The sequence below is a fragment of the Aeromonas sp. QDB39 genome (assembly GCF_027707585.1).
GTDB classification, from domain to species: domain Bacteria; phylum Pseudomonadota; class Gammaproteobacteria; order Enterobacterales; family Aeromonadaceae; genus Aeromonas; species Aeromonas hydrophila.
This window is the reverse complement of the sequence record NZ_JAPCIV010000067.1, coordinates 1-11,441: the sequence shown is the minus strand read 5'-3', so window position 1 is coordinate 11,441 and position 11,441 is coordinate 1. Positions and strand designations below refer to the sequence as shown.

The window sequence follows — 11,441 nt, the reverse complement described above, 5'->3', positions numbered from 1 at the left end:
CATGTAGAACCTCCTGCGTTCAAGGTACGGGAAAATTCTACTTATGAGCACCCTGGTTTTTCGGGGGGATTACCCCCTCAGCCTGCCGCTCCAGCATGATTTCTCGCTCGAACGTGGCAATGGCCCCAATCATGGTCAACATCAGTTTGCCTGTCGGGGTCGCCGTGTCGATGCCAAGGTTTTGGATCTGCAAGGTTACCCCTTTTGCGTGAAGTTGGTCTGTGATCTCCAGCAAATGGCGAGTGTTCCGAGCGAGACGATCCAATTTGGTCACTTTTAGCACGTCCCCAGAGCGGGCAAATTCGAGCATTGCCTGTAGTTGCGGCCTATCCGTCTTGCTCCCGCTGATTTTTTCCTGAAAAACTTTTTCGCACTCCGCCAGTGCCGCCAACTGCTGCTCCAGCGATTGCCCTGTGGTCGAAACACGGGCATACCCGATGATTGCCATGATGACCTCCCAATAGGCTCAAGACCCTGCAAGAAAATCGTGTCAAAACTCGTAAACCAACCCGTGTGACAGGGGTTGCCGGGGGGCTTCCGGTCTGTCACACGGGCATGGTCTATTGAGAGTTCGAATCCTTCGGTTGCTCAGGCGGGGTCTGCATCTTTTGGATGCCATCCTTGATGAGGATAGCCAAGGCGGCAAGCAGTCCAGCCTCCAGAGCCTTGAACAGCGGGTTAGCAGATGTGATATTTTCCATTGGGTTCTCCTATGGTTTGTCCCATCTGTCTTATACCGGCATAGGATCTCAATGTTGCCCACCAGATTTCCTTATGCTGGTGGGGTTTGGGATAGTTTTTTCAGGTCATCTGGCAAGGCGGGATCGTTGCTATCTTCTTGATCTTTCTCCTCCGGGTGGCTTGTAGGTTCCCGACTCGGTGCAGTAAATGAGTAAGAGGAATAGCCACTAAACGGATATATAAAACAGGGTGACACAGCCGACACATTGACACACAATCGCGAAAAAGCCCTTGAACACGTTCTGAAATGTGTATGCGGGACTCAATATGACCATACACATCAACCTAAAATGTGTCAGCGGGTGGTCGGTTAAGGAGCTGTCAGGCGGTGGTAAGCCAGTCTGCCGCTGTGCCTCGAACTCAACCGCCAGCCAAGCCGCTCCGCAATCTGCTTTAAATCCCGTCCGGGCTGGGCGGGATAACGCAGATACCCGGCAGGATCGCAGGTATAAGCACTCTGGGCAGACTCCCGCGTGATGTCGATATGTCGCCCCTCATTCGGCTCGGCCATCGCCTCCAGCAGCCCTTGCAGGTACTCCTCCACGCTTAGGATGCGTCCCTGAGTCCGGCAAATGGTAGCCCATAGCTCTTGCTCCTCATGGCGTATCCTGAGCGGTCTGAGGCCCGTCTGCTGCTCGATACAGGCATCACGCTGTTGGTCTGCTTGGCGGTTCGCTGGCTCCAGATGATAGGCTTCGTCAAACTCCAGCAAGTACGCCTCTTGTCGGATCGGCCTGTCGAAGTATCTGCCATCTGGGTCGAACCATCTGAACCCGACGCGGAAATCAACCTGGTAGGGGTCACAGAAAAACTGCGGGATCACCTCTGTTTGCAAACCCGGCTGTTGTTCTTCAAAATAGGCAAGTAGCGGGGTCAAGTACTCCACGTAAAACGCAGCCTCATGGCGGCTTTGCCTTTCATCGTGTGGTAACTCCAGCCCGGTAAGCTGCTCGATCTCCGCTATTAGCCTCAGGTTCAAGTGAGAGCTGGGGCCATAGGTCAACACAGCCAAGGCTTGTAAGGGAGTCCACGTCCCCAATCCATTGTCCGGTTCGGGAACCTCCGGCAGGTCGACCCCCTGCACCCGCCGGATGTTGTCTATTGCCCGCCTGACGTACTGACTGTAACGCCCATTGAAGCCGGGTATCTGCGAGAGTGTCCCCCGTGGATTGATAAGCCCTTGTGTAGGAGGCCCGATAAAAATCGCTGTAACGTCCATCATCGCCCCCTGCGATACCTTTACTTCAACTCTTCCGAACTCAAGTCCTCGAAATCGTCGTCAAATTCTGAGCCAGATCCTTTCTGGAAAGACTCGTACTCGTCGATTTCTTCCTTCACCCAGTTGGCGTCAATGTAGGGTGCCTCAGCTGTTGTTCTGAGCAGTTCCTCACCACTTATATCTCGAATGCTACTACCCACCAGCTTGGGCTTGAAAGATTGCTCAAGCATGAACTTATCATCCAGGTCCTTAAATACGGCAGCCAGTTCATAACCGTCGTAGCTAAATTTGATCTCTTTCACTGCAGTTTTTATTTGGCTATTGAATAGTTGACGTTGATTGGTGCTATTCAGGTCTTCTGGTTTCAAGAGCTTGACAATTGTTTTTTCTGACAGTTCTCGACTCATAAGGTCGCTCTCAACTTCTTGTATCTGGTCCTCTAAGGCTTCGCAGTTAGCTTTACTCGTTACAAACTCCTTTCGAAAAGTGGCATCATCATCGAAATCCAATATGGATTGAGCCGCTTTGTTTTTCCTCCTAGTTTCAACCTCTAAATGGGTTTGTAACGTGGCTAAGTTCTCCTTGATAGCGAGAATTTTCTCGTTCTCCCCAACTCGTTGTTGCATCATTTTTGACAGAATACTGAATGCCTGTAACAACTGCGGCTCAACTTTGTCATATAGCATGTTCGGCAGATTACACCCAGTGATATTCTGCTTCGGGCAAACGAGATAGTTGCGAGGGCTTCCTGCTCGCCCCTTATTTTGGTAACGTAATAGCTCTCCGCACTGGCAACGAAGTACGCCACTAAAGAGGTTGTTATAAGTGCCTTTTCGATAGGAGCCACTATGATTATTTCTCTGGCTGATGAGATGCTGCACCTCATTAAATAGAGCGGGAGTAACTACTGTGGGATAATATCCCCAGATTGGTCCCTTATCATCAGGAACTCGCTTACCATCTATGATTTTGTGCGGTTGAAATACCCCGATTACGGATTCACTCTTGATCACAGCTTGAATACCAGCAGGACGCCAGTCCGCCTCTTTTCCAAATGTCTTGTAGCCCTTCTCCAGAAAAGTTTTGGCGATCTGTTCATAACCACAACCCGACTTAGCTAGCTCAAACATTTCATTCACGATTGCGGCTCGTTCAGGGATAGGAATGATCTTGTCCTCCTCCAATCTCAGCCATGAGGGTAAGCGGGAGTTTTTCATCACCTTGTTGTTCTCTCTGGCCTGATCACGGCCATTCTCCCAAGCCTCGCTACCCCTAATACTCTTCGTCTTAGACTCATCATTCGCACGCGCCATACTCATGATAGAGACAAACAGCGAGGTTATATCCATTCCGCCACCTCTATACACCCGCTTATCAAGAAGCGTTACGATCACAATCCCCATACTCATAATCTCTAGGAATTGGCGTAACGCGTCCTCAATTGCTTGTCTACTCAGGCGATCAACCGATTCTACCAATAGGTAAGATCCTTCCTTAATCTTCCCGTCCCTCACTGCATCAATGAAACGACCCAGCGCTCCATTAGTTCGGTTGCCGCCCCGATAGGCACTGACCCCAAAATCTTCAATGGTTTCCTCACTGAGCTGCAGTTGATGCTTTGCACAGTAAGCAGTAGCAAGCTCTAACTGACGGCGGTAGCTGTCCCCCTGTGCCTGCTTTGGGGTACTGAACCGAATGTAGGAATACGCTTTCGGAGGACGATTCATGACAACTCCTGTGCATTGGCCCACATCAGAGATCAGGTGAGCAAGACCGAGAACTAAGATGAGGTGAGCCTATCAGAAAAACGGCTCTTCCAACAATATGCACTGATTGTTATTTTTACCTAATCCCCCCCATGCCCGCTAGGACAAGCCATCTGTCATGGTGGTTAACCCAATGCAGCCTCGTTTCCATGCGTGGAGATCGACTGTATGCTACTGCCCATCAAACGGAACACGGTGAGCCCATGGACAAGAAGACTGAGTGCAAAGTTGTGCTTTACGGCATTTCTCCCAAAAACTGCGACACCATCAAAAAAGCCCGCAAGTGGCTGGAGCAGGCCGGCATCGACTACCGCTTTCACGACCACCGTGCCGACGGCCTGAATCCGGCCGACCTCGACCGCTGGCTGAGCCAGCTCGGCTGGGAGGCGCTGCTCAACAGCCGCGGCACCACCTTCCGCGCCCTGCCGGACGAGGCCAAACAGGGGCTCGACACCGCCAAGGCGCGCGCCCTGTTGCTGGAGCACCCGGCCATGATCAAGCGCCCGCTGCTGGACCGGGACGGCGAGCTGACCCTGGGCTTCAAGGCCGATCACTACCAATCCCTCTTCTCTCGTTAAACTTTTTTGCTAAGGAACGCTGATGTCGGATGTCATCGCACTGGCCAAGGATCTGATCCGCCGCCCCTCCGTTACCCCGCTGGATGAAGGGTGCCAGACCCTGATGGCGGAGCGCCTCGCCAAGCTCGGCTTCGTCATCGAGCCCATGGTGTTCGAAGACACCACCAACCTCTGGGCCCGCCGCGGCAGCGAGGGGCCATTGTTCTGCTTCGCCGGCCACACCGACGTGGTGCCCGCCGGCCCGCTGGAAAAATGGCATACCCCGCCGTTCGAGCCGACCATCCAGGATGGCGTGCTCTACGGCCGTGGTGCCGCCGACATGAAGGGCTCGCTGGCCGCCATGGTGGTGGCGGTCGAACGCTTTGTCGCCGAGCATCCGGATCACACAGGGTCCATCGCCTTCCTCATCACCTCCGATGAAGAGGGGCCCTTCATCAACGGCACCACCCGGGTGATCGACACCCTGGAAGCGCGCCACGAGAAGATCACCTGGTGCATCGTCGGCGAACCCTCCTCCACTGCCGTGGTCGGCGATGTGGTGAAGAACGGCCGGCGCGGCTCCATCACCGGCGATCTGCTGGTGCGCGGGGTGCAGGGCCACGTCGCCTATCCCCATCTGGCGGACAACCCCATTCACAAAGCCGCGCCGGCGCTGGCCGAGCTCGCCGCCACCGTGTGGGATGAGGGCAACGCCTACTTCCCCCCCACCAGCTTCCAGATAGCCAACATCCAGAGCGGCACCGGCGCCTCCAACGTCATTCCCGGCGAACTGCAAGTCCAGTTCAACTTCCGCTTCAGCACCGAACTGACCGACCTGGATATCCGCGAGCGGGTCGAAGCCCTGCTGGACAGGCACGGTCTGGATTACCAGATCGACTGGACCCTCTCCGGCCAGCCCTTCCTCACCGACACCGGCAAGCTGCTGGCGGCGGCGGTCTCTGCCATCGAGGCGGTGAATGGCCAGCAGCCGGCCCTGCTCACCACCGGCGGCACGTCCGATGGGCGCTTTATCGCCCCCACTGGCGCCGAAGTGATCGAGCTGGGCCCGGTCAACGCCACCATCCACAAGGTGAACGAGTGCGTGAAGGCGGACGATCTGGATCTGCTGGCAGACATGTACCAAGGGGTGCTCGCGAGGTTGCTGGCATGACCCAGGATCAACTGCTGGGGTTGGATGAAGGTCACCTCATTCTGGTGGGGCAAGACCCGCACCGGCTGACGGCCGCCACCGCGGCGGCCTTCAACGACATGCAGGTGGCCGCCGCCCACGCCGGTTTCAACCTGCAGCCCGCCTCCAGCTGGCGCGGCTTTGATCGCCAACTCGCCATCTGGAACGGCAAGTGGCGCGGCGAGCGGCCGCTGCTCGATGCCCACAGCCAGCCCATCGACGCCCTGCAACTGAGCGACGAGGAGCGCCTCCACGCCATCCTGCACTGGAGCGCCCTGCCCGGCACCAGCCGCCACCACTGGGGCACCGATCTCGACATCTATGACCCGGACTGCCTGCCCGCCGGCACCAGGCTGACGCTGGAGCCCTGGGAGTATGAAGCCGGGGGCTGGTTCGCCGACCTGAGCGAGTGGCTTGAAGATCGCATGAACGACTTCGGCTTCTTCCTGCCCTATGCCAAACCGGTCGGTGCCGGCAGCGGCGTCGCCTACGAGCCCTGGCACATCAGCTTTGCGCCTGAGTCCCGCGAGCAGCGGCTCGACCCGGCCGCGCTGGCACTTTGCCTGCAACAGGCGGATATTGAAGGCAAGGGGACCATACTGGCCAACCTCGACGAGATCCTGGCCCGCTATGTCACCCTGGCCATCGACGAAAGGAGTAGCACATGAACCTCTGGCTCTGGATAGGCTTGCCACTGCTCTTCCTGCTCGGCCTGTTTCTCAACGCCATCAAGGACATGAAGCGACTGGAGAAAGAGCTGCCCCGCTACAAGGACAAGATCCGGGAAGTGAAGGACGACGAGGACGACTGACTCGAGTCCGCCGACAGGGGCACCCACGGGTGCCCCTGTCGCTATCTGCCCACTTTGTGAACATGGTCACGTTGCTCGCCGCGCTGGCGACGCCGGCGACCCCCTTTTGATGGCCAGAACCCTTCGCAGCAATGACACCGAAAATGTAAAAAACTGCAAATAAATGCACAATTAAGCCACACCGAGCCCAACAAACTGCATATAATGTGCCTGATTTGCATTTTGACAGAAGGAGTTCGCCATTGGATGCCGTCACCATCAACAGTTTTTTCCTCGTCGCGGCCTTGTTGGTGGGCGCCAGTGTCCTGTTGAGCGCGCTCTCCTCCCGTCTCGGTATCCCCATCCTGGTGATCTTCCTCGCCGTCGGCATGCTGGCCGGTGAAGATGGCCCCGGCGGCATCCACTTCGCCGACTACTCCATCGCCTATCTGGTGGGCAACCTGGCGCTCGCCATCATCCTGCTCGACGGCGGCATGCGCACCCGGGTCTCCTCGTTTCGGGTGGCGCTCTGGCCCGCGCTGTCGCTGGCCACGGTCGGGGTGGCCATCACCACCGGCCTCACGGGCCTGGCCGCCGCCTGGCTGTTTGACCTCAACCTGATGCAGGGGATGCTGATCGGCGCCATCGTCGGCTCCACCGATGCGGCAGCGGTGTTCTCCCTGCTCGGCGGGCGCAGTCTCAACGAGCGGGTCAGCGCCACCCTGGAGATAGAATCGGGCAGCAACGATCCCATGGCGGTGTTTCTCACCGTCACCCTGATCGAGGTGCTGGCCAGCGCCCAGCAAGACCTCAACGCCGGCTTTCTGCTGCTGCAACTGCTCAAGCAGTTCGGGCTGGGCGCCGGCATCGGCCTTGGCGGCGGCTGGCTGCTGTGGAAGCTCATCAACAGCGCCAAGCTGGCCCCCGGCCTCTACCCGCTGCTCACCGTCAGCGGCGGCCTGCTCATCTTCGCCCTCACCACGGCGGTGGGCGGCAGCGGCATCCTCGCCATCTATCTCACCGGCCTCTTGCTTGGCAACCTCTCCCTGCGCAGTCGCAGCACCACCTTGTCGGTGCTGGACGGCCTGACCTGGCTCAGCCAGATCGGCATGTTTCTGGTGCTGGGGCTGCTCGCCTCCCCCCACAAGCTGCTGCCCATCGCCCTGCCGGCGCTGGCGCTGGCCATGTGGATGATCCTGTTCGCCCGCCCCATCTCGGTCTGGATCGGGCTGCTGCCGTTCAAGAACTTCGCCCCCCGCGAGCGCTGGTTCATCTCCTGGGTCGGCCTGCGCGGCGCGGTGCCGATCATTCTGGCGGTGTTCCCCATGATGGCGGGGCTGCCCAACGCCCAGCTCTACTTCAATGTCGCCTTCTTCGTGGTGCTGGTCTCGCTCATCTTGCAGGGCAGCTCGCTGCCGCTGGCCTCCAGGCTGGCGCGGGTGGAGGTACCGGCGCCCCCCTCACCCATCAACCGCTCCGGGCTCGAGATCGATCTCGACTCCCAGTGGGAGACCTTCGTCTATCGCTTGAGCGACGAGAAGTGGTGCATCGGCTCGCCGCTGCGGGATCTGCGCATGCCCAAGGGCACCCGCATCTGCGCCCTGTTCCGCGATCAGGAGCTGCTGCACCCCTCGGGCAGTACCTGTCTGCAATCCGATGACATCCTCTGCGTCATCGGCCACGAGCGCGACCTGCCCGCCCTCGGCCAGCTGTTCAGCCAGGCGCCGGAGCAGGATCTGGGCCCGCGCTTCTTCGGCGACTTCCTGCTGGAGGCGGCCGCCAACCTGGTGGATCTCGCCCCCCTGTACGGGCTGGATGTGAGCGAGGTGGCGGATCAGACCCTTGGCCATTTCATTGCCCACCAGTTGGGCGATAATCTGGTAGTCGGCGACCACGTCGAATGGCAGGGACTGATCTGGACCGTGGCCGAAATGGACGAGGGTGAGCCCCGCAAGATCGGGGTGCGCTTTCTGGAAGAAGATCCGGTCTGATCGTCGTTGTCTGCCTCGTCCTCTGCGAGAAGGGAGTTACCTATGCCTTACCAAACCCTGTTGTCCGGCTTGCAACCCCCTTCGCCCCAGCTGGGGGTGATCGAGGGCTTCTTTGGCAAGGGCTGGAGCTGGGAAGCCCGCGCCCGCTATGCCCAGTGGCTGCCCCGCCACGGTTACGGCTTCTATCTCTATGCCCCCAAGGAAGATGGCTACCTGCGCAAGCACTGGGCCAAACCCTGGCCTGCCGCCCAGCTCGAGGCGCTGCGCCAGCTCGCCCGCCAGTGCCGCGACAACGGCCTCGCCTTCGGGGTGGGTCTGAGCCCCATGGGCGCGCACCACGACTATGCCCGCCAGCGGCCAGCCCTGCTGGAAAAGGTGCGGCTCATCGAGGAGGAGCTCAAACCCGACATCCTGGCCGTGCTGTTTGACGACATGAAGGGGGATACCCCGGATCTCGCTCACTGGCAGCTCACCATCGCCCACGACATCGCGGCCCACACCCGCGCAGGCCGCTTGCTCTTCTGTCCCAGCTACTACTCGACGGACCCCGTGCTGGAGAAGGTGTTCGGCGCCATGCCGCCCCACTATCTGCAGGATCTGGGGCAGGGGCTGGACAAGCGCTTCGAGATCTTCTGGACCGGCCCCAAAGTCTGCTCCAGCGACTATCCGGCGGCCCACCTCAAGCAGGTGGCCGAGTGGCTGCATCGCAAGCCGTTCCTGTGGGACAACTACCCGGTCAACGACGGCAGCAAGGCCAGCAGCTTCCTGCACCTGCGCGCCTTCGAGAACCGCCCGGCGGAACTCGCCGAGCTGACCTCGGGCCACGCGGTCAACCCCATGAAACAGGCGGCGCTGTCGGTGTTGCCGCTGGCCACCCTGCCCATGAGCTACAAGCTCGGCAAGCAGTACGATCCGGACAAGGCGCTGCACGCCTCCCTCAATGCCACCTGCGGCCCGCAGATCTCCGCCATGATCCAGGCCGATCTGCCGCTGTTTCAGGACATAGGGCTGGCCCAGCTGACCCCTGAGCAGGTGGCCCATCTCAAGGCCCGCTACCTGCCGTTTCGCGACCAATCCTGCGTCGGCGAGATCCTGCGCTGGCTGGATGGCGAATACGTATTCGACCCGGACTGCCTGACCGACTGACCCTCACCACAGAGACCCTGCCACAGGAGGCTGCATGGATGCGTCCCTGATTTACCAGAACCTGGCGGTGATCGCCGCCTTTCTGCTGGTCTACAGCCTGATCGCCGGGCGCTTTGAGTCGCGCCTCGTCAACGGCCCCCTGCTGTTTCTGCTGATGGGCTGGCTGCTGGGGCCGGGCGGCATCGAGCTGCTCTCCCTCTCCATCGACAGCGACGGCATCAAGCTGTTGGCGGAGCTGACCCTGGTCATCGTGCTGTTCAGCGACGCGGCCAACACCAACTGGCAGGTGCTGCTGGCCAACCGCGCCCTGCCCATCCGGCTGCTGCTGATCGGCCTGCCGCTCACCCTGGCGGCCGGCGCCCTGTTCGGTCACTGGCTCTTCCCCGATTTGCCGCTGCTGGAGATGGCGATCCTCTCCACCATACTCGCCCCCACCGATGCGGCACTCGGCAAGGCGGTGGTGAGCAACCCGGCAGTGCCCGCCCCCATCCGGGAGGGGCTCAACCAGGAGAGCGGCCTCAACGACGGCATCTGCGTGCCTGTGCTGCTCCTGCTGCTCGCCCTCATCGCCCCCACCGAGCAGCACAGCGGTACCGGCCTGCTGGCACTCACCTTGCTGCTGGAGGAGATCGGCATCGGCCTGCTGGTGGCCTGGGGGCTGACCAGCCTCACCCTGCGCCTGCTCAAGACCTCCTACCTCAACGGCTGGCAGCTGCCGCTATGGCGCCAGCTCACCATGCCGGGGCTGGCCCTGCTCTGCTTCGCGCTGGCCCAGACCCTGGGCGGCAGCGGCTTCATCGCCGCCTTCGTCGGCGGCCTGCTGATCGGCCGCAAACTGGGGGAGCACAAGCACGCCTATCTGGACAGCTGCGAGGGGTACGGCGATCTGCTCTCGGTGGTGATCTGGATGGTGTTCGGCGCCACCCTGATGCCCATGCTGACGGAGCTGCTGCACTGGCAATACTGGCTCTATGCCGCCGCCAGCCTCACCCTGCTGCGCATGCTGCCGGTCTGGCTGAGCCTGTTCGGCACCGGCCTCAAGCTTGAACTCAAGCTCTTCATCGGCTGGTTTGGGCCACGGGGGCTGGCTAGCATCGTCTTTGCGGTGATGGTGCTGCAAAATGAGCCGGCCCTCCTCGGCCAGCGCCCCATCATCGCCACCGTGCTCTGCACCATCATACTGAGCGTCATCCTGCACGGTCTCACCGCCAATCCCTGGGTCGCCCGCTTCAAACCCCGTTGAGGAAGCACCGCCAACAAAAGAGAAGCCCCGGGCACTGTCCGGGGCTTTCTTTTATCGGACGCAAGGCGTCCATCTCGGCCAGGGCCCTCCCTAGGAGCTCGAGTCCTCGGCCTGAGGCCGATAGACCAGGATCCCCGGCTTGTTCTGCACGTACTCCAGGAAGGGGGAGTCCACCACCTGCATCTTGCTCGAGAGGGAGGAGGCATTGCGCAGCACGGGGCCGTTCTCGCCACGGATGAAGATGCCGGTATGGGTCACGTCGAGCCCGGCGAGATCGGTGTAGATGCCGATGTAGTCCCCCTCTTCCAGCAGACTCAGGGTGTTCTCGTCGATGCTGGCGGAGGGAATGTAGGTGATGTCCCGCGCCGTCACCCCCAGCCCCGGAATGTAATGGCCGCCGTCGGCCTTCTGGTTGAGCAGCTTGGCGGTGGTCACCGCGGCGCCCCCCACCAGATGGGTCACGTCGTTCACCTTGTTGTCGCCATGCACCCAGTCGGAGAAGAAGTGCTTTCTGGTCAGGTAGTTGACCTCACCGTTCACGTAACGAGTGTGCATCAGGTTCTCGATGAAGTGATGCACACTCGTTGCGCGACGCAGCGACTCGACATAATCCAGATAGGTGAAGCAATCGAGCCCGCCAAAATCCACCACCAGCTGCTCCTGGGTATCGCTCGAGCCGATCAGCCGGTTGGCGACGTAGGGGTTGCCCAGAAAGAGTCCGGTACCCTTAGGTAGCGGTGTAGGAAAAGCAACCCACACACATAAGTAAATCTGGAAAAGGGCCTGCCACTGTCTATAC

11 protein-coding genes and 1 pseudogene are annotated in these 11,441 nt (G+C 59.9%); 7 read left to right on the top strand and 5 right to left on the bottom strand.

Annotation, left to right across the window (positions count from 1 at the left end; genetic code table 11):
* Positions 1-40: 40 nt before the first annotated feature.
* From PG899_RS22930 to PG899_RS22915, 4 genes and pseudogenes are all read right to left on the bottom strand, one after another.
* Positions 41-448 (bottom strand): annotated as a pseudogene (locus tag PG899_RS22930) (recombinase family protein); the annotation flags it as partial.
* Positions 449-560: 112 nt separating this feature from the next.
* Positions 561-701 carry a hypothetical protein gene (locus PG899_RS22925; RefSeq protein ID WP_164882627.1) on the bottom strand — a complete coding sequence of 47 codons (141 nt, stop codon included), beginning with the start codon at positions 699-701 and terminating at the stop codon, positions 561-563.
* 350 nt (positions 702-1,051) lie between these two features.
* Complete coding sequence (locus PG899_RS22920; protein ID WP_128271598.1) at positions 1,052-1,963, bottom strand: hypothetical protein; 912 nt, start codon at positions 1,961-1,963, stop codon at positions 1,052-1,054.
* A 17-nt stretch (positions 1,964-1,980) separates the two neighbouring features.
* Positions 1,981-3,687 carry a recombinase family protein gene (locus tag PG899_RS22915; protein WP_128271600.1) on the bottom strand — a complete coding sequence of 569 codons (1,707 nt, stop codon included), beginning with the start codon at positions 3,685-3,687 and terminating at the stop codon, positions 1,981-1,983.
* 242 nt (positions 3,688-3,929) lie between these two features.
* Here PG899_RS22915 and PG899_RS22910 point away from each other — a divergent pair, with 242 nt between their 5' ends.
* The 7 genes from PG899_RS22910 (at position 3,930) to PG899_RS22880 (ending at position 10,642) form a co-directional block, all read left to right on the top strand.
* Positions 3,930-4,304 (top strand): ArsC family reductase, encoded by a 375-nt coding sequence (locus tag PG899_RS22910; protein ID WP_270697745.1) that lies wholly within the window; start codon positions 3,930-3,932, stop codon positions 4,302-4,304.
* Positions 4,305-4,326: 22 nt separating this feature from the next.
* Entirely contained in the window at positions 4,327-5,454 is a 1,128-nt protein-coding gene (gene dapE / locus PG899_RS22905) for a succinyl-diaminopimelate desuccinylase (protein WP_077097843.1), read from the top strand.
* Positions 5,451-6,140 (top strand): M15 family metallopeptidase, encoded by a 690-nt coding sequence (locus PG899_RS22900; RefSeq protein ID WP_077097841.1) that lies wholly within the window; start codon positions 5,451-5,453, stop codon positions 6,138-6,140. Before dapE ends, PG899_RS22900 begins: the two co-directional genes overlap by 4 nt.
* Positions 6,137-6,283 (top strand): hypothetical protein, encoded by a 147-nt coding sequence (locus PG899_RS22895; protein ID WP_005298986.1) that lies wholly within the window; start codon positions 6,137-6,139, stop codon positions 6,281-6,283. Before PG899_RS22900 ends, PG899_RS22895 begins: the two co-directional genes overlap by 4 nt.
* A gap of 242 nt (positions 6,284-6,525) precedes the next feature.
* The gene (locus tag PG899_RS22890; RefSeq protein ID WP_011705375.1) at positions 6,526-8,253 is read left to right on the top strand and encodes a potassium/proton antiporter; all 1,728 of its coding nucleotides are present in this window, start codon (positions 6,526-6,528) and stop codon (positions 8,251-8,253) included.
* 42 nt (positions 8,254-8,295) lie between these two features.
* A complete protein-coding gene (locus PG899_RS22885) occupies positions 8,296-9,399 on the top strand; it encodes a beta-N-acetylglucosaminidase domain-containing protein (RefSeq protein ID WP_024943852.1) in 1,104 nt (367 codons plus the stop codon).
* A 34-nt stretch (positions 9,400-9,433) separates the two neighbouring features.
* Entirely contained in the window at positions 9,434-10,642 is a 1,209-nt protein-coding gene (locus PG899_RS22880; protein ID WP_077097839.1) for a cation:proton antiporter, read from the top strand.
* A gap of 90 nt (positions 10,643-10,732) precedes the next feature.
* Here the strand turns inward: PG899_RS22880 and PG899_RS22875 are convergent, their stop codons facing one another.
* A complete protein-coding gene (locus tag PG899_RS22875; RefSeq protein WP_270697743.1) occupies positions 10,733-11,401 on the bottom strand; it encodes a DUF1460 domain-containing protein in 669 nt (222 codons plus the stop codon).
* Positions 11,402-11,441: the final 40 nt, after the last annotated feature.

What these genes read in the sequence shown, in the direction of transcription:
- PG899_RS22925 (WP_164882627.1), bottom strand. Translation starts at nt 701, where the DNA reads ATGGAAAATATCACATCTGCTAACCCGCTGTTCAAGGCTCTGGAGGCT.
- PG899_RS22920 (WP_128271598.1), bottom strand. Translation starts at nt 1,963, where the DNA reads ATGATGGACGTTACAGCGATTTTTATCGGGCCTCCTACACAAGGGCTT.
- PG899_RS22915 (WP_128271600.1), bottom strand. Translation starts at nt 3,687, where the DNA reads ATGAATCGTCCTCCGAAAGCGTATTCCTACATTCGGTTCAGTACCCCA.
- PG899_RS22910 (WP_270697745.1), top strand. Translation starts at nt 3,930, where the DNA reads ATGGACAAGAAGACTGAGTGCAAAGTTGTGCTTTACGGCATTTCTCCC.
- dapE (WP_077097843.1), top strand. Translation starts at nt 4,327, where the DNA reads ATGTCGGATGTCATCGCACTGGCCAAGGATCTGATCCGCCGCCCCTCC.
- PG899_RS22900 (WP_077097841.1), top strand. Translation starts at nt 5,451, where the DNA reads ATGACCCAGGATCAACTGCTGGGGTTGGATGAAGGTCACCTCATTCTG.
- PG899_RS22895 (WP_005298986.1), top strand. Translation starts at nt 6,137, where the DNA reads ATGAACCTCTGGCTCTGGATAGGCTTGCCACTGCTCTTCCTGCTCGGC.
- PG899_RS22885 (WP_024943852.1), top strand. Translation starts at nt 8,296, where the DNA reads ATGCCTTACCAAACCCTGTTGTCCGGCTTGCAACCCCCTTCGCCCCAG.
- PG899_RS22880 (WP_077097839.1), top strand. Translation starts at nt 9,434, where the DNA reads ATGGATGCGTCCCTGATTTACCAGAACCTGGCGGTGATCGCCGCCTTT.